Annotated in this window: 19 protein-coding genes; 2 read left to right on the top strand and 17 right to left on the bottom strand. The window is 46.4% G+C overall.

The features are described 5' to 3' along the window. Positions 1–143 precede the first annotated feature (143 nt). The 11 genes from AC1VYS_RS24460 to AC1VYS_RS24510 form a co-directional block, all read right to left on the bottom strand. Positions 144–1,832: an ABC transporter substrate-binding protein gene (locus AC1VYS_RS24460; protein WP_482911831.1), complete on the bottom strand. Its 1,689-nt coding sequence runs from the start codon at positions 1,830–1,832 to the stop codon at positions 144–146. A gap of 210 nt (positions 1,833–2,042) precedes the next feature. Continuing rightward, positions 2,043–2,945 (bottom strand): carbohydrate ABC transporter permease, encoded by a 903-nt coding sequence (locus AC1VYS_RS24465; RefSeq protein ID WP_145334797.1) that lies wholly within the window; start codon positions 2,943–2,945, stop codon positions 2,043–2,045. A gap of 15 nt (positions 2,946–2,960) precedes the next feature. After that, positions 2,961–3,944: an ABC transporter permease gene (locus tag AC1VYS_RS24470; RefSeq protein ID WP_145334795.1), complete on the bottom strand. Its 984-nt coding sequence runs from the start codon at positions 3,942–3,944 to the stop codon at positions 2,961–2,963. A gap of 292 nt (positions 3,945–4,236) precedes the next feature. Then, complete coding sequence (locus AC1VYS_RS24475) at positions 4,237–4,419, bottom strand: hypothetical protein (protein WP_482911832.1); 183 nt, start codon at positions 4,417–4,419, stop codon at positions 4,237–4,239. Next, positions 4,412–6,019: a response regulator gene (locus AC1VYS_RS24480; protein WP_482911833.1), complete on the bottom strand. Its 1,608-nt coding sequence runs from the start codon at positions 6,017–6,019 to the stop codon at positions 4,412–4,414. Before AC1VYS_RS24480 ends, AC1VYS_RS24475 begins: the two co-directional genes overlap by 8 nt. After that, positions 6,012–7,802: a cache domain-containing sensor histidine kinase gene (locus tag AC1VYS_RS24485; RefSeq protein ID WP_482911834.1), complete on the bottom strand. Its 1,791-nt coding sequence runs from the start codon at positions 7,800–7,802 to the stop codon at positions 6,012–6,014. The genes AC1VYS_RS24480 and AC1VYS_RS24485 overlap by 8 nt, the downstream gene beginning before the upstream one ends. A gap of 268 nt (positions 7,803–8,070) precedes the next feature. After that, on the bottom strand, positions 8,071–8,493 hold the full coding sequence (locus AC1VYS_RS24490; protein ID WP_090924948.1) for an OsmC family protein: 423 nt from the start codon (positions 8,491–8,493) through the stop codon (positions 8,071–8,073). A gap of 74 nt (positions 8,494–8,567) precedes the next feature. Further along, on the bottom strand, positions 8,568–9,314 hold the full coding sequence (locus tag AC1VYS_RS24495; protein WP_482911835.1) for an amino acid ABC transporter ATP-binding protein: 747 nt from the start codon (positions 9,312–9,314) through the stop codon (positions 8,568–8,570). 16 nt (positions 9,315–9,330) lie between these two features. Further along, the gene (locus AC1VYS_RS24500) at positions 9,331–9,975 is read right to left on the bottom strand and encodes an amino acid ABC transporter permease (protein WP_482911836.1); all 645 of its coding nucleotides are present in this window, start codon (positions 9,973–9,975) and stop codon (positions 9,331–9,333) included. A 31-nt stretch (positions 9,976–10,006) separates the two neighbouring features. Further along, complete coding sequence (locus AC1VYS_RS24505) at positions 10,007–10,867, bottom strand: substrate-binding periplasmic protein (protein WP_482911837.1); 861 nt, start codon at positions 10,865–10,867, stop codon at positions 10,007–10,009. 146 nt (positions 10,868–11,013) lie between these two features. Then, a complete protein-coding gene (locus AC1VYS_RS24510) occupies positions 11,014–11,646 on the bottom strand; it encodes a TetR/AcrR family transcriptional regulator (RefSeq protein ID WP_482911838.1) in 633 nt (210 codons plus the stop codon). Positions 11,647–11,891: 245 nt separating this feature from the next. On the opposite strand from AC1VYS_RS24510, the gene AC1VYS_RS24515 reads away from it, so the two are divergent. Then, positions 11,892–12,680 (top strand): undecaprenyl-diphosphate phosphatase, encoded by a 789-nt coding sequence (locus tag AC1VYS_RS24515; RefSeq protein ID WP_482915111.1) that lies wholly within the window; start codon positions 11,892–11,894, stop codon positions 12,678–12,680. 368 nt (positions 12,681–13,048) lie between these two features. Here the strand turns inward: AC1VYS_RS24515 and AC1VYS_RS24520 are convergent, their stop codons facing one another. Together AC1VYS_RS24520 and AC1VYS_RS24525 are read right to left on the bottom strand one after the other, a co-directional pair. Beyond that, on the bottom strand, positions 13,049–13,231 hold the full coding sequence (locus tag AC1VYS_RS24520; protein WP_482911839.1) for a hypothetical protein: 183 nt from the start codon (positions 13,229–13,231) through the stop codon (positions 13,049–13,051). A gap of 79 nt (positions 13,232–13,310) precedes the next feature. Further along, entirely contained in the window at positions 13,311–14,201 is an 891-nt protein-coding gene (locus tag AC1VYS_RS24525) for a LysR family transcriptional regulator (RefSeq protein ID WP_482911840.1), read from the bottom strand. Positions 14,202–14,399: 198 nt separating this feature from the next. On the opposite strand from AC1VYS_RS24525, the gene AC1VYS_RS24530 reads away from it, so the two are divergent. After that, on the top strand, positions 14,400–15,290 hold the full coding sequence (locus AC1VYS_RS24530) for a DMT family transporter (protein WP_090924940.1): 891 nt from the start codon (positions 14,400–14,402) through the stop codon (positions 15,288–15,290). A gap of 70 nt (positions 15,291–15,360) precedes the next feature. On the opposite strand, the gene AC1VYS_RS24535 is transcribed toward AC1VYS_RS24530, so the two are convergent. From AC1VYS_RS24535 to gpmA, 4 genes are all read right to left on the bottom strand, one after another. Continuing rightward, positions 15,361–15,687 carry a thioredoxin family protein gene (locus AC1VYS_RS24535; RefSeq protein WP_482911841.1) on the bottom strand — a complete coding sequence of 109 codons (327 nt, stop codon included), beginning with the start codon at positions 15,685–15,687 and terminating at the stop codon, positions 15,361–15,363. Positions 15,688–15,836: 149 nt separating this feature from the next. Next, entirely contained in the window at positions 15,837–16,745 is a 909-nt protein-coding gene (locus AC1VYS_RS24540; protein WP_482915112.1) for an aldo/keto reductase, read from the bottom strand. 371 nt (positions 16,746–17,116) lie between these two features. Continuing rightward, a complete protein-coding gene (locus AC1VYS_RS24545; RefSeq protein ID WP_482911842.1) occupies positions 17,117–17,299 on the bottom strand; it encodes a hypothetical protein in 183 nt (60 codons plus the stop codon). Positions 17,300–17,648: 349 nt separating this feature from the next. Then, the gene (gene gpmA, locus AC1VYS_RS24550) at positions 17,649–18,392 is read right to left on the bottom strand and encodes a 2,3-diphosphoglycerate-dependent phosphoglycerate mutase (RefSeq protein ID WP_482911843.1); all 744 of its coding nucleotides are present in this window, start codon (positions 18,390–18,392) and stop codon (positions 17,649–17,651) included. Between the last annotated feature and the right edge of the window lie 31 nt (positions 18,393–18,423).

Here is an 18,423-nt window from a genome sequence, read left to right on the forward strand (position 1 = left end):
TCATAAAGGTTAAAAAAATCCTTGTCAATAGCTATTTTTTTAACTCTAAAACGGTTTAGCTAAAACGTTTTCGTTATAAAAGAAACCCGATAGTCCGGGTTCTGTTTTATTTTTCAAGTGGATAAGTCTGTACGACTTCAGCACTAATCAGTGTTCCACAAACGAACACGATTTTGAATCAATGTGGTATATTGTTTTTCCATTTTTTCTGCTCCCGCCTGATTCAGTTCAGCGATCATGCCATCATACATGGCATCAAACTTATCGGCTGGACTTAAGACAGCTTCGGGAATCCGTTTGCGAATAATATCCTGTGTTTTCTGGAAAATGACATTATAGTCGGAGTCTCCTGGTGTAGGCATGTTATATGCAGCCCCCCAAGGTTTAACCGGGAATTCCTCTTCCTTTGGAAACAGGTCCTTCCAAGTGGATGCACCATATGCCCGTAGGGTCTCTTTCTCCGCCTGGGTATATGAAGCCTGAATTTGCTCAGGAAAATTCGTCGTATAATAATTATCAGTCGAATCTTTTACACCATCCCCGTAACGTCCAGACATATTTTTATATAGTCCAATGCCAGACTCTCTCTGGAAGGCAGAAGCATGGTTTGTTTTTTGATCCTGGACTTCTGCAGGAATTACACGTTTGCCATCCTTGATCTCGTAGTGCTTGCCTTGAATTCCCCAGTTCATCAAGATCTGACCCTCTTCGGAAGCCAAATAGTCAAAGAACTGGATGGTACGCACCGGATCAGGGTTAGAAGTCGTTATACCAATTCCCCAGCCTGATACAAATCCCGTGTCTTGAAAAGAATGATCCTTCATGTCTTCGGACAAGGTCACCGGAAAATGTGAATAGGTTGCCTCCGCTCTGCCCGCCGATTTCAATGCGTCCTCAGCGTCAGCGTATCCCCAATCCTGATCAATCAGGCCCAGTACGCGTCCACTCGCAATCTTGGATTTATACTGATCTGATTTTTGTACAAAGCTTTCCTGATCCAGCAAACCTTCGTTATACATATGGTTCAACCAGCGGAAGTACTCCTTTTCCTCTGGGCGCTTATAATGTAGCTTCGCTTCATAGGTAACTGGATCAATGTAGTATTCGCCGTCATCCGGCGCGCCTGTAGCCAGAAAAGCAGGATTCGTAACGGTGATCATGATTCTCCAGTTGTCAGCATCCAGCGTTAACGGAATGGTCGGCTGACCATCCGTCATGGGGTGTTTTTCGCTGTAAGCTCGCAAGATATTTTCATAATCCTGAAGTGTACGAACCTGCGGGTATCCTAACTCCTTCAGCACACGATGCTGAATACCGAATCCGCCGCCAGCGTCAAAATACTTCTGATCCACCGCATAGTACGTTGGAAGCACATAAATAGCTTGATCCTCGTTACTGTATTTCAACCGATCCATGTAATTACCATATAGCTTCTTCAGGTTGGGAGCGTGTTGTTCAATCAGGTCTGTCAGGTCGAGCATCGCCCCAGCATCCACCAGCTTGCTAAGCTCACCCTTGGGTGAAACGATATCTGGGTAGTCTCGACTTGCTGCCATCAGCGATATTCTATCTTGCCCCCCGCTAACGGCAAATTCGCCGTTCAGGGTGATGCCTGTTTTGGCTGTAATGACCTTGCCAACCTCATCCTTCATGTCATTCCAGTTCGGACTGGGATCAACACTAAAAAAATCAAATGTAAGTGAAGATGGTGCATCCCGTGCCCCGCTTGTATCCGTAAGCGACGGTTTACTGCCGACACCTCCATCACAAGCTGTAAGCAATAGCAAAGCCAGAACCGGCGCCAGTGTGACCTTCCATTTGAAACTGGACATAATGGTAATCCTCCCTATTTCATACGTCTGCCTTATACGGAACAATCTGTTCCTCTCTATAGCTTCATGAATGTCCTCTGCCGCCGCGGCCGACAATCCTACATTTGACCCGTATGGCAGCAGTGAGGATATTCTGAGCTTATCTTTATAAGCACTTTATTATAGGTGTACAATCCATTATTAAGCCAGTCTTTACATCCGGATATAGGTCTATGCTTTTACGGCGCCAAGCGTCATCCCGCCAACAAAGTACTTTTGCAGGAACGGATACACAATCAGAATCGGAACCGTGACTACAATCGTAATTGCCATTTTGATGGATTCTGGAGAGATTTGCGTCATTTGCTGTGCCATATCATTCGCATTTCGTCCGGCTCCCGAACCTTGTTGTGTACTTTGCAACACTTTCATCAACTCATATTGCAATGTCGTCAGATGTGCTTTAGAGCCGTTATACAGATACGTATCGAACCACGCATTCCACTGACCCACTGCCAGGAACAAAGCAATAGTTGCCAGTACCGGCTTACAGAGCGGCAAAATAATGCTGTAATAGATTTTAAAATCATTTGCACCGTCCAGCTTGGCTGATTCCTGCAAAGCATAAGGCAGACCGTCAATGAATGAACGGATGATAAATACGTTCCAGGCACTGATCATACCAGGCAATACGTATACCCAGAATGTACCGATCAGGTTCAGGTCACGCATCAGGATGTATACCGGAATCAGACCACCCGAGAAATACATCGTCAGCGCCAGTGTTGTAGATACAAATTTCCGAAGACCGAAGTCAGGTCTGCTCAGCGTAAATGCGATCATGGAAGAACTGATCAGTCCAAGCAGTGTACCTACGAGCGTACGCATAATGGAGATTTTCAAGCCCTGGAGCAAACCTTCATACTGGAAGATCGTCTGATAATTCTGTAATGTAAATTCACGAGGCCATAAGTAAATTCCGCCGCGTACCGTATCTGCCGAGTTATTGAGCGAGATCGCCAGTACGTTAAGGAACGGATAGAGCGTTACAATCAGCACCATGGTCATCGCGAGGATATTGAATATATCGAACACTTTATCGCCCCGTGTGGCATTGAATGTTTTGTTCGCCATAATGTCTCCCCCTCCCTACATGATGCTTTCTTTGGTGAATTTTTTGAACAACCCGTTGGCCGTAAACAACAGGATGATACTGACAACAGAGTTAAAGATACCTATCGCTGTACCATACGAGAATCGGCCCATATTCAAACCGTAATTGAGTGCGTAGAGATCAAGGACTTCCGAGTAATCCAGGACCAGACTGTTCTGTAGCAAAAATTGTTTCTCAAAACCGATGCTGATCAAATGTCCGATGGACATGATGAACAATACAGAAATCGTCGTCCGGATACCTGGCAGTGTAATATGCCACATCTGTCTAAAACGGTTTGCACCGTCTACACGGGATGCTTCATACAGTTCTTGGTCAATACCTGTGATGGCCGCCAGATAGATGATCGCATTCCAGCCCGTTTCCTTCCACATATCTGAAGCGGTTACAATGTACCAGAACAGGTTCCCTTTGGCCATAAACTGAATGGGCTGATCAATAATGTTGAGACCGATGAGCAGGTCATTGATAATGCCTCCATCCGTGGACAGCATCTTGGTAATAATCCCCGCAACAACGACCCAGGATACAAAGTGAGGCAGGTACGATACGGTCTGTACAGCCCGTTTGAAGAACATGCCTTTCATTTCGTTCAGGAGGATCGCGAAGAAAATCGGCACGATAAAACCGACAACCAGTCCCATCAAACTCATCGCAAGTGTATTTCGAAGCACCAGATAGAACCTGTCATCACTGAACAATTCTACAAAGTGTTTAAAACCAACCCAGTCCTGTTCACCAAACGACCTGGCAGGTTTATAGTTTTGAAAAGCCATCGTCCATCCCCATAGCGGAAGATAGTTAAATACAAAAACCCAAGCGACGAATGGCAATGACATAAGATAAAGATATTTCTGTTGTTTCATTCTGTCCCAAACTCCGTTACGCCTTGGCTTCAATGGCGGCTGGGAGTCACTGCCTCTTTTCGCGGAAGCGGATTTCTTTGTTAGCGTTTCCATCTCCGTTCCCCCTCCTCTGTTTTTATAAAATAATCATAATCGATAGAGCGTTTTCAAAATACCATCTGGATTTTAGAGAAAATCATATAAAAATTAGATATCCCCCTCTAAAGTCAGACATTTATCCGTTAAAATCAGAGATATTTAAAACTTATCAACACTAATAATTCTATATAAAGTTTAATTTTACTTTTTAAGGATATTAACGAAAGCGTTTTTTAGAAATCGTTTCCCTCATGCTTTACACATTAAAAAAGAGACCTTTTCAGGTCCCTCGGGTGACTCCTATGGATCACAACGTAAATTGAATAGGCTGAAGTTTGAAGACGTCTAACAGCTCAGCAGCTGTAACAGAACTTTCCGGATGAAACTGCTCTCCGCGCACATAAGACAACATCTCCTGAAAAAGAAAAGCGGCTTCCGGACGTTTCATTAAAGCTGAACAGCAGCCCCCCGGATCACCGTGGTTATTCATCCTCATTGTCATAATGATTCGTTTCCCTCGCAAGAGATTGCGATCTGGATTGTTTATATGCCGAAGGGGATTCGCCGACGTATTTCTTGAATTTACCGTGAAAATAGTCCACATTGGCATATCCCACTCTTGAAGCCACCTGATGAACCTTTAACCCTTCATCAAGCAATACTTTTGCTTTCTCAATCCGAACTTTATCCAGAAAGGCGTTAAAAGACTCGCCGGTGTGATTCTTGAACAATTTCCCCAAATAACTGCTGTTATAATTAAACACTTCGGCCAGAACCTCCAGCTTCAGATTCTCACCCGGATTACGCTGAATAAAATCAATCATCTGTTTCATCACCGTATCCGTACTGCCACCGCCCATGCGATGAATCAGACGATTCAAATGCTCTGCCGCCATCGCTTTCAGATCAGCCATCGTAAACTGATGGTATACTTCACTAATCAGCACGGAATGATCCTGCATAATGGACTGAATGTGCTGATTCGCTGCAGCAAGTTTGTTGAACGCGAGTGAGAACACTTGAGAGAATGCCGTTTTGATTGCTTGCTCCGTCCAATGATACGGAACAAGACACTCCTGCATCTCTCCAAGTACACGCATGACAGACTCACTACTGCGAATATCCAAGGCATAGTATAGCTTGTCCGCCAGTTCAACTTCGTCCGGCTCCTGTAATCCGTCCTTTTCAGTTACAACACCGTTTTCCTCTGTGCTAGAAGGAGTAAGCCGCCCTTCATCCCAGCGTTTGATCCGTTCCTCCGTAAACAGAAAACGTTCTGCAAGGAGGCTACTTGCCTGTGTATACGATCTGGCAATATCCGTGGTAGACTGTACCGGCTCTCCGGCAGCAGCGTACATGTGCACGTTCCATTCTGCAAGTAATGCTTGCAGTTCATCATAGAGGCTTTGTGCCGCTGAGTCCTGTGTAACTGCTTCTTGAATTAATAACCCCAAGCCGGAATGGTATGAAAATACGATGCCTCTATTCTTCTGATCAAATGCTTCAATCAGTTTGCGTTTCATTTCATTTCCCCGCTGCAAGTCAAGTGCCGCATGGATCTCCAGTAAAATCACTTGATACTGCGGCCAATGAAGTCCAAGGCTGTCCTCCTCCATGCTCCCGATACCTTGCAGAGAATCAAGCAGCAGCGAGTCAATCTGATGTTCCCTATACGCAGTATCTTCTCCGGCTTGGCGGGCCTGCATCTCCCCCTCCTGATGAAGCTGTCCCGCTATGCGTTCGAGTTCAGCGATAATCTCTTCTTCATCAACTGGCTTAAGCAGATAACCGTCCACGCCGAAGCTGATCGCTTTTTTGGCATAATCAAAGTCAGCATAACCGCTCAAAATCAGAAAATGCGCCTCCGGTTCACGCTGGCGGATCTCTTCGATGACTTCCAGGCCAGTCATGCCTGGCATCCGTATATCAATAATGGTCAGGTCCGGCTTGATTTCGTTGAAACAGGCGATAGCCTCGCGCCCGCTTCCGGCTGTAGCCATGACCTGGAAGCTGTATTTTTCCCAATCGATAATCGTGGTCAATCCCTCGCGAATGCTTGGTTCATCGTCTACCAACAATACTTTATACATGCTGGTTCCCTCCTGCTGGTAAGGTGAAAGAAACCTCTGTTCCTTCCCCGTACACACTGTTAATCTGTAACCCGGCATTTTCCCCGTACGTCAAAGTCAAACGCTGATGCACATTCCGCATACCTATCCGGCTCTTCTCCTCTTCCTCAGGGCCACTGACAAACTGCATCACTTCTGCCAGTCGTTCCGGCGTGATGCCCGCCCCATCATCTTTCACTTCTACCTTGACCATGCGATCCACCATACAAATCAAAATGTGCACCCGCACAGTTCCTTCTTTGTTCTCTAGTCCATGCACAATCGCGTTCTCCACAATCGGCTGTATGATCAACGGCGGGATATACATCCTCTCTACCTCGGGGTCCAGATGAATCTCGAAGGCTAACCTGTCTCCATAACGGAATTTCTGAATTTCGAGATAGGAACGCACCATTTCCAGTTCTGCCCGGAAGGTCGTTTTGCCGCTGCCAATCTCCAGGCTTTTCCGCATCAGCTTGCCTAGCAGCCTGACAATATTCGCAATCTCGGCCTCTCCCTTGATATGTGCCTTCATGCGAATGGATTCAAGCGCGTTAAACAAAAAATGAGGATTAATCTGGCTGGCCATCATTTTCAGTTTAATCTCTTTTTGCGCGATTTCCAATTGGTTGTTCTGCTCCGTTGTCTCGACCACCTGGGTCATCAGTTCGTTGATACTTTTAACCATATTGTTAAACTGACGTGATAATTGCCCAATCTCATCGTTCCCGTCAATACGCGAAGTGACGTTCAAATCTCCAAGAGCCAGCTTATTCAGATGTTTACTGAGGCGCAGCAACCGGTTCGAGGTAAGAAATGAAATAATGTATACCAACAGCAGCGCAATCACCAGCACCAGGGTAATAAAAATCATGCCGATCTGGCTAATCTGGTTGGCATCTTTGACAATATTTTTGGTCGCAAACACCGAGATAACCTTCAGCTTGTTAAAGCTTGATCCCGGCCCCAGTTCATCAATGACAATATTCGAGGGCTCTCCCTGAAAATCAGCTTCAATGGTTCCCTTAGGTTGACTCTGCAGGTCTACGCCAAAATCAAGCTGACCCAGCGTTTTCCCGACCAGGTCGGTATTTTTCGCTGCAACAACGTAACCCTGCTCATCGGTAATCAATGTCTCGAACTGCTCTTGGCGCAACAAACCGTTAAGTTCTTCCTGATTGATTACGATCATAAGCACACCTTCGGTCTTATATTCGGCAAAAGGAACTTTACGCACCAGACTAAGCCGGTGAACCGGATTGTCTTCGTTGCCAGGGATGTAAAACCAGCCGATGCTCGTTGTTTTCAGCGCTTCTTTATACCAGTAACTCTGCTTGGTTCGTTCATTGACCGGAATAAATTCCAGATTGTTGATCAATGTCGGGTTCGTCGAGTAAAAACGTATGCCTGCGATTTCCCGATAAAGCCTTCGATATTCCTGAAAGTCTTTATACGCGAGGTAAGCCGAGGTCAGCTCCACCACACTTTTATACTGGCGATTCACAATCTCCTTAAGATCGCTGTTAAACATGAGCAAGTTGGATATGTCCGTAGGCACGCGCAACATCGTTGCTGTCTGGCTTTTAATTTTATCCACATTGATGATCGTTTGCCCAATGGCATTATCCAGCGCTTGCTGACGAAAATAACTGGTCACCGCGAGACCGATAATCAGGACGGGAACCATGACAACAAGCACGTAGGAAATGAGCAATTTATACTTTAATTTGAGATCGTTTGTAATACGAATCAGCCGTTTTAACATATCCGCACCTTCCGTCATCTTGTATAAGCGCTTACAAATTGCGATCATTTGAATCATGAGAATCAGATCGTTGTAACCTGCGCATCCATCATACCATATAAACGCAGTATACGATTTGACATTAAAGTGGAGATATAAGACGGAGTTATTACAGGCGCCTGAGTTCGTAATCCGATAATATACAGATGCCAAAAAGGCACTCCCCTGAATTGGGAGTGCCTTCACCTAGCTTTAAAATGTCTTTTCGATGTAAAGCTCGCGTTTTATGTTATGGACGCGGAGTGCTTACGCCGTTAAGAATCAGCTTCGGATGGATATCTGCGCTGAGTGATGCAGAAACCGCGCAGTATTTCTCTTCAGCCATCTGGATGGCTTTCCAGATCCGGTAATCCGGGATGTCCCCGTCTACTTTGAAGATCAGGTCAATGGACGTAAAACCTTTCGGCATATCCTCGCTCCGTGTACCTTGCGCTTCAATCTCAATCGAATCGATCTTGTCCAGAAAAGCATCCAGAATCATTGTAATATCGATTCCCATGCAGCCGCCAAGGCCAGCCAGTAACAATTCCATCGGCGTAGCGCCTTGGCTGTCACCACCATATGCCGCTGTGGCATCCATGCCTACAGCATACCCTGAAGGTCCTTCAGAGGTAAACGCGCGTTTTCCTTTCCATACTGTTGTTACATTCATGATGTTTTCCTTCTTTCTATAGTAGTTTACACATACACTGCGATGACAGAATAACCTTCCATTCACCGAGCAACTTAAAATTCCGTGATCTGCCGCAGGAACTGGCGTGTACGTTCTTGCTCAGGATGTTCGAAAAAGGCTTCAGGGCTAGCTGTCTCCACAATGGAGCCGTCCGCCATAAAGACAATTTTGTTCGCCACGTTCCGGGCAAATTTCAGCTCATGTGTCACGACCAGCATTGTCATGCCTTCCTGCGCCAGTTCTTTCATGACCGACAGCACCTCTCCAACCAGTTCGGGGTCAAGTGCCGAGGTCGGTTCGTCAAACAGCATCACTTCCGGTTCCATTGCCAGCGCCCGTGCAATGGCTACGCGTTGCTGTTGTCCACCGGATAAACGGGAAGGATAAGCATCCTGCTTATCCGACAGCCCTACACGATCCAGCAAAAGCCGTCCGCGTTCGGCGGCTTCGTCCCGTTTTATTTTTTTCACTGTAACAAGACCTTCTATTACATTGCCAAGCACCGTCTTGTGCGGATACAGGTTAAACTGTTGGAACACCATGCCCGTCTGGCGACGAATCTCCAGCACCCGGGCACGCTGAACACGCAGCGAATCTGCGCTGTTTACCACAATGCCGTTCACTTCGATCTGTCCGCCGGACAACTGTTCGAGTCCATTAAGACAGCGTAGCAATGTACTTTTGCCTGAGCCGCTTGGCCCCAGCAAGACAACAATATCCTTGGCATCTACATGCATATCGATATTGGTGAGCACTTCATGATTTTGAAAACGTTTGGTTAACCCAGTTGTAGTAATCACCCGGTTCTCTCCCCCTTTAGTAAGCCCGGGCCAGCCGGCGCTCCACTTGTTCCAGAATGGCCGAGAAGCCGATGCTCATGATCCAATACATCACGCCGATTGCCAGATAAAATGGCATATTGACCGCATACTGCGACACCAGAAGCTGTGCAGAACGCAACAACTCCGTAACGCCAATCGCCGCCACCAATGATGTTTCCTTGAGCATTCCGATAAAGGTATTCCCCATCGGTGGAATGGCAATGCGCACGGCCTGAGGGAAAATGATCCGTCTCATTGCCTGAGCCGGAGTCATACCCGTAGCGTATGCCGCTTCCGTTTGCCCTTTCGGTACAGCTTGAATCGCACCGCGGAACGTTTCCGACAGGAATGCCCCCGCATTCAGACTGAGACCAAGACAAGCGGCCGTTAGTGACCCGAGGGTTACGCCATAATCCACAAGCCCGTAATAGATAACGAATAATTGCACCAGCAGCGGGGTGCCCCGCATAATGGATACATAAAATCTGGCGATCAATCTTAGCCACATCGGTCCTTTAAGCCTGGCAATAGCTACAAGCACCCCGATAATGAAGGCAAAAAACATAGAGATCACCGTAACATACAGCGTATAATAAGCCCCCTTCAGAAAGAAGGGGATATTTTCAAATACCAGTTCCATGGATCAAACTTCCCTTCGCCTTGCCGGTTCATTATTGCGCAGGCTCTTCACCAAACCATTTTTTGAAAATGGTATTGTACGTGCCGTCATCCTTCATGCCTTTCAGTGCATCGTTCAATGCCGCGACAAGCTCAGGATTGTCCTTACGCACCGCGATACCCGCCTGGTCACTCTTGATTGCTTCGCCTACAGCTTTAATTTTGAAGCCATTCGCGTCTATGATCGGTTTCAATGCATACAAGTTGTTGATCGTGGCATCGATCCGTCCTGCATTCAGGTCTTTCAAGGATGAGATAACATCATCGTACGTTTGAATTGTAAATTCTCCGACTTTGGGCAACACTTCGTTACGCAGATACGTTTCATCATTTGTACCCAGACCTACACCGATCTTTTTGCCTTTGAAGTCTTCCAGCTTCGTAATATCGTTGTTGTCTTCTTTGACAATGATTTTGACTTGGTTGGTGATATACGGATCACTGAAATCGAGCACTTTTTTACGATCATCGGTAATCGTCATTTGGCTGATAATCGCATCCAGCTTTTTCGCTTGCAGACTTGGTGTCAGACCCGAAAACTCCTGAGATACAAACTCAACCTTAACTCCGAGACGCTTCGCTACTTCACGTGCGATATCCGCATCGAATCCGTCCATTTCTTTCTTGTCATTCAGGAAGTTGTATGGACGATACGTACCCATCATGCCAACCTTGATGACACCTGCCGATTTGATCTGTTCCAATTCGTTGCCACCGGACTGTGCTGCATTATTTGAATTTCCATTCTCCGCAGCCGGCTTGCTACCGCACGCACTCAGTACGAGTACAACCATGAGCAGAATTGCGGTGAGAGACCACCCTTTGCGAATTTCAGTTCCATATGTGTTATTCATGACGTTAACTTCCTCTCATTCATCTTATGTTCTCTTGGTGATTCCATTATTCCCTATGACTGGCTTAATCATGTGAAGAAGTATCTTAAATGTGAATCCTTCTTGCCTCTTTTGCGTGAAAAGTAAAGCCCCAGGCCCTGCCGACATTATGTACCGAGCAGGCCGTAAAATTCAAAACTTGCCGCTTCCGCTGCTAACGCTGCAGCGCTCATCTCCGCGAAACGGCTGTGCAACTCCTCTGAGCCGAACAACCAGCGCGAGATCACGCCCTCAATCATGCTGACAAGCAATGCCGCACGCAGGGGGACATTCATGTCTGCTGGCAACATCCCCAGCTCGATTGCTCGTCCCATATTGTGGCGGAACGCTGTCTCCACCGCATTACGAGTCTCTTCCACTAGCCCCTGGACGGATTCCTCGGTCACAATCCCCTTAAGCAACAGCTCCATGAAATATCGGTTCTGTGCAGCAAAGGTGAACAAGCTTGTAAACAGCTTCTCTGAGGCCTTTACCATATCTTCAACCGAACCGGCATCTTTTCGATATCCTTGCCCGATTGCTTCAAGTAGTTGTTCTCTGCCCGTTAACAAAATTTCGGAAGCAATGGCTTCCTTGCTTTTGAAATGCCAGTAAAATGTCCCTTGCGCAACACCAGCTTCGCGAACAATGTCAGAGATTTTCGTCTGATGGTACCCTTGGGTTGCGAATCGTTCCATCGCTATGCGAATAATTTGGTCCCGGCGCTCTTCTCCAGGTTCCAAACCGCTATTTTTAGCCATTCTCCAAGCCCTCCCGATTGATCAGTCAGTCAGTTAATTTATATCCTATGGGATAACTAGGTTTTTGTCAATATAGTTTTAAACAATGGGTTTCAAGCATAGAGTTGAAGTGGGAGAGCATTCTGAGCATAATAGAGGATAGTCTTGTTCGAAAGAACAGACATCGTTATAGCAGGACAGGCCTTATAACTTGTCATCTGCATCTCAAGGAGGAAGAGAATTTGGACTTTATATCATCCATTATTATGGGCATCATCGAGGGTTTGACTGAGTTTTTGCCCGTGTCCTCTACCGGACACATGATTCTGACAGCTCACTTGCTGGGTCTATCAGAGGACAACGAGTCAGTCAAAACGTTTGAGGTGGTTGTCCAGCTTGGTGCTGTACTGGCTGTTGTTGTACTGTACTGGAACAAATTCATTGATATGTTTCGCTTCACTGGAGGCAACAGGCCGTATTCCCGTCGCCTTAATCTGGGACATATCATTCTGGCGATGGTTCCTGCCGTTGTCATCGGACTCGTGTTCCGGGACTGGATCAAGGCTCACTTGTTTGGTCCGCAAACCGTACTGTACAGCCTTGTGATCGGTGGTATATTGATGATCGTAGCTGAACGCTGGAGCCATAAGAGCTCACGCATTACCACACATGATGTAGACGATATTACCTACAAACAGGCATTTGCTGTGGGTATGTTTCAGATTTTGGCGTTGTGGCCAGGCTTCTCCCGCTCCGGCTCTACGATCTCGGGCGGCTTGTTTGCCGGAATCAGCCGGGTAGCTGCGGCAGAGTTCACCTTCCTCGTGTCCGTTCCAATTATGATTGGTGCCACGGGATATGATATGTACAAAAGCATCGATCATCTGAACAGCGATGATTTTCTGATCTTTGCGATCGGATTTATCGCAGCGTTCATCGTTGCCATGCTGGCGATTAAGACATTCTTGTCGATTTTGAAAAGATTGAGCCTGACCGTCTTCGCTGTGTACCGCTTTGTACTGGCAGCTGTATTCTTTGTGATCTTGATGATGTAATTCTTATAAATTGAAAGAATAGGTTTACATGTCTCACTCCGATGACAGAATAACCTTCCAACCGCTGTTATCCCCAGATTTTTTGATGCCCTTTTCCCAAGGGGAAAATCCGGTGATAAGCGTATGCTTCCGATGTAGCTTTCTTTCAGAAAGCTTTTAGGCGGTCGCTTCGCTTTTCAGGTTTTTTCTGTCCTCTCCGTTTCTGTGTAAACATAGTTCAATTCATATCAAACATCAAACAGATCCGTTGATTTTAATTGGAAAATGGCGGCCCTGTCTTCCTCACGGAAGTCGGGCCGCCATTTTGCTGTCACTTAATATGTACATGTACCATCATATTTCTATGGCATGTTCAGGAAGTTCGATCGTTATTCCCATCGGTCTGCCTGAATGTTCCGTTGTCTTCTCCGCTCCTTAAGTCTCCCCAGCCAGCGATATCTGTTCAGCTTCTGTTCATGTAACATTTGTTTAACACCCATCATCAACAAGTGATACCGGCGATCGTCATTGTGGCTTAATTGGTGCATCTCATCTATAATCTCTCTGCTCATGTGGCTCTTGTTCACTCCAATATTCAGTTTGTTCTATCAAGTATACCGAACGATACTGAACAAATTCTAAACAAGATTTTTACCGCTGCCGTCCGAACAATTGTAATGACGTTTCCACAAACAAACGAGAAGCTGGAGATGCCTCCGTAAAGGAAGGTAAAGCAAGCTGAACGGGACGATAGGCCTTCGGCTCCGTTGGCAGAGCTCTGACACCAGGTGGAAGCCAGGATAACGAAATGGCAGGTAATATGGCCGTCCCCAACCCTTGTTCGATCATATTTAGACACGTATTGACATTATGAACAATAAAACCGATGCTAAGCTCTGCTTCCGCACAGGCAAAGAGATCTACAATAGGCATCTCATAACCACCGTTACAAATAATCATTGACTGCCCGCTTAACTGTTTCACATCCAGTATGTCCTGATCAGCAAACGTCTCGTCCTCACGAAATACAGCAAGCATCTCTTCGTTGTACAGCGGCATCGTTTCATAGTTTAGTTCTTCCGCCTCCTGCTCCGTTGCAATCATTAAAGCAACATCAATTACACGCGAATTCAGCCACTGTTGAATCTCCACAATATTGCCTTCGTGCAGCTCGAATTCGATCTGCGGATAACGATCACGGATAGATCGAATAATTCGAGGCAATAGATGAGCCGAGGACATCGGAAAAGAACCGATGCGAATGGTTCCAATCTCCAGCCCTTTCTCCGCAGCAACAACTTGTTGTACCTTATCATACTGCTGTAAAATTCTGCGGAAAATGACTAGTATTCGTTGCCCTACATCGGTCAGCATAATTCCGTTACGTCGGTCTCGAATGATGAGCGAAACATCCAGTTCATTCTCCAGTGCCGAGATGGCACGGCTCACCGCAGGCTGCGTCATATTCATCTCTTGGCCGGCCCGTGTGAAACTTCTCGTCTCGGCTATTTTAATAAATAACTGTAATTGTGAATTTTTCATAACATTTCTGGTATGCTCCTCATAAATAACATGCATTTTAATTATTATGTTTGTTATTGTATCATAGTGAACACGGACGATCAACGACTGGCAAATACAATGGCCAAAGAACATTCGAATGGGTTGATTCAGAAGAAAAACTGTACTGGACTTGCAGTTCAAAAAGACTTTCCATATAACTTGAAGGAGAGATAATCTATGGCTTTATCACGTTCAAAAGCAGGCTGGATCTTGGCTTTTCTGGTTCTCATGTGGGGAATCAACTGGCCACTGACCAAATACGCATTAAACTATACACCGCCCCTCCTGTTCGCAGGCATGCGGCTGCTAATTGCCGGACTGGTTCTTGGATTTTATGCATTTCCGCGGTACAAAACACTCCAGTTTCGGAAAACATGGTATATTTACGCCATCTCTGCCGCACTTAACATCATTTTCTTTTACGGTTTTCAGACGGTGGGTCTGACCGAAGTGCCTGCTGGATTGTTTTCTTCCATCGTGTTCTTGCAGCCTGTTCTGCTTGGGATTGGGGCATGGCTGTGGCTTGGTGAAACGATGTATACTATGAAAATAATCGGACTCGCGCTCGGCTTTGCAGGCGTAGCAACGATCAGCATCGGTGGCATGACTGGCAAAATGTCCCCTGAAGGTGTCATGCTGGGATTGTTCAGTGCCATCAGTTGGGCAGCAGGCACGATCTATATGAAAAAAACTTCAGCCAAGGTGGACGGGATCTGGATGACAGCCATTCCGATTCTCATTGGCGGTGTAATTCTAACTTTAACGGGAACCGCTACAGAGAACTGGAATGAGGTACAATGGGTTCTGCCTTTTGTGATGGATATGCTTTTCATCTCCGTATTTGTCATTGCTCTCGGCTGGCTGGCCTTCTTCAAACTTGTCAGTTCCGGGGAAGCCAGCAAAGTAGGCTCCTTCACCTTTCTGATTCCATTGATTGCACTGCTATGTAGTGTGTTATTTCTAGGAGAATCCATCACCATCAATCTGATTGCTGGACTGGTCATGATTATTGCAAGTATTCTACTTGTAAACCTCAATTCAAAAAGAAGTAAACTTGTTAAACTCTAACTCTAACGATTCACAATTCAAAAACCCCTGCTTTGTCATAAGACAGGCAGGGGTTTTGCTAAGCATCAGCTTATACTTTGGATTCAAGGGTCTCCAAGTACTCCGAGATTTGTGCAGGCGTTTTGGCCCATTTGCTGTGAAGATGTGCAAGCTTCTTGCCGTTCTGGAACACCAGCAGGCTTGGAATGCCACGCACACCGTTCTCTTCCGCAAACGGCTGAAATTCTTCTGCATCCAGTGCATAGAAGGTTTTATCCGTATGTTGATCCATAACGTCACCGATGAAACGATCCAGGTTTTTGCAGTCCGGGCACCAAGTTGTATCAAATTTAATGACCGTCATGCCGTCAGAGTTAATCAGGTCGCGGTATTGCTGTTCACTTTGAATTCTTTCCATATGAGTTCTCTCCTTAATGTCGTTCTAGTTATTGGTTGTTCTTTGTGTAAAAATGGTTCAATTCTTGGTTCAAGTTGTTATCTTGTACTGCTCCTACCTGTCTTTATTGTACCTTATATAGTTACATTTGAAAACAGGTACATCACGCATCAGCGATGCTGCGTGTAATGGTTGGCAGGACTCTGCTCCCGTATGGCCTGAATCTCGGCCGTGGTGAGCCGAGCCGATGAAGCAGCAGCAATGTTATGCAGTAATTGTTTTCTGGAGCTGGCTCCTGGAACAACAGCAGCAACGGCAGGATGTGCAAGCGCATAACGGATGGCCGTCTGCGCCATGCTGCGATCATCTGTGACCAGTCCAGCGAGGCCTTGGCGAATGTGATGTAACTGCTCTGGCTTGTAGTCTAAATATCCTTTATCCGCCTTCGCCGTTCCCGATTCTGCCAGTACACCACTGGCAACCGGCCCGCGAGCGATGACACTAATTTCTTTTTGCTCAAGTAAAGGTAATACTTCCTCTTCCGCCCGGCGATCAAGCACACTGTACTGGTTCATCACGCTGACAATAGACGAATTCTCTACATACTCCCGAATCACGTTAGGACGAATGGAAGAAATACCGTAGTATCGGATAAGTCCTTCTTTCTTCAACTCCTCAAATGCCTCAATGGTCTCAGCGGTTGGATCATCCAGCGTGCCTCCATGAAGCTGATACAGATCAATATAATCGGTTTGTAGGCGTTTGAGGCTTTCATGCACGGCCTGTTTAATATAAGCTTTGGACGGGTCCCATGACCAGCCTTCCTTCCCAGGAATGCGGCGGTTCCCCACTTTGGTTGCCAGAATGACTTGGTCCCGGCGCCCTTTGATCGCTTGTCCCACAATCTCTTCGTTGCGTCCGGCATCATACAGATCGGCTGTATCCAGCAGATTAACCCCAAGATCCAGCGCTTCGTGAATCAGTTCCACCGCAGGTTTCAGTTCCGTTCCGAGCGACATACAGCCCAGTCCGATCTCACCCACCATTAATTCGGATGTGCCCAAACGATTCTTTTTCATGGTTGTGTGCGAACGACCATTTTCCATAAGTGCATCTCCTCTCTATACGTTCTGCAAGTACTCATTGTATCATTCTTGCTGGAAAAAATCGCATAGGTGCCCCATTCCCCGTGATGCTCAGGCAACACATAACAAAAACCCGGAACAATCGTCCCAGGTCTCTTTGCTGTTGCTCACCCTATGCGCCCGCAAGTAGCAAAAAAGTACGTGCAAGCTACTTTTATATTTGCCTTTGTGTAACTCCAATTATTCGAGATTACATAAACCATCCCAATTTGGTAGCCTTTCAGAATCGTGCTTCGAACAGATAAGAGGACTGCCTTACTCCGCCCACTCTTTTGGCTAGCCTTCATGTAAGACTCCTGAATTGCTTAGTTTCTCCACTCTTGATTGCTAACATCTACCCGCGGTCTAGCCGTACGGGCTGAAGATGATCCATTCTTTTTCACCATATTGGATACGGTGCTAATGACCTTGTCCCTGGCCTGTTTATTCCTCATCAGATACGTCACGCCAGCTCCAATCGCTGTCATGAGCAATTTGCGTTTCGACATGTAACTCTCCTCCTTTTGGATTCATGTACATTGTGTCTTGTTTGAGTTTTACCCGATCTAGCACAAACGAAACGATAAACAAGCTTGCCTGCAAAAAATTAAAACTTTCCTCCAACTGGCACACCCTGATGTTTCGATTCGGCAGTACAAAAAAGATGATCACCGAAATGAAGAATGGTTCGGTGATCATCTTTTGACTCGGTTATTATGCTCCGTAACGTGAGCCTATATGAACGATACAGGACTTTATTTTGAATCCATATGTGAGCCATTAGGTTAGAAGCTTATAAGGAAACATGTAGTGGTTTCATACACTTTATTGAGTTGCTGTTGCCCTAATCCCTTGTCATCAGTCGGATGGTCGGGCTACTTGGCTCATCTCTTCATGCTTGTAGGTCGAGCCATCGGCGGTCAGATAAAAATGACCGGTCGGGTGAAGATCTTCGTTCAACTCGTAGACCAGCGGAATGCCTGTCGGGATGTTGAGCGCCATCACGTCTGCTTCGGACAATTGGTCCAGATGCATGACAAGTGAACGGAGCGTATTGCCATGCGCGGAGATCAGCACCCTTTTTCCCGAAGAAACCATCGGTTTAATCTCTGCATTCCAGTACTCCAACACCCGCTTGGACGTATCCATCAGATTCTCTGTAAGAGGGATGGTGCAACCAAGGCGCTTGTATTTGTCCAGATCCTGCACATACCTGTCGTCATTCTCACCCAGAGGTGGTGGGGAAATGTTAATGGAACGACGCCATTCATGAACTTGAGCTTCCCCATACTTCACAGCCGTCTGTTGCTTGTTCAACCCTTGCAGCGCACCATAGTGGCGCTCATTCAGCTTCCACGTCTTCTCAATCGGAATCCACATCAGGTCCATCTCATCCAACGCTATATCCAGTGTACGAATGGAACGTTTCAATACCGACGCGTAGGCACAGTCAAAATCAAACCCCTGCTCTTTCAGGATTTTCCCGGCCTTACGCGCTTCTCCATACCCGTCCTCGGTCAGATCCACGTCCGTCCAACCTGTGAACCGGTTTTCCACATTCCACATGCTCTGTCCATGGCGAATCAACACTATTCTGTACATCACGTGCCCCTCCTTCCTTGGATACATTATT

This window comes from Paenibacillus sp. G34, assembly GCF_056856875.1.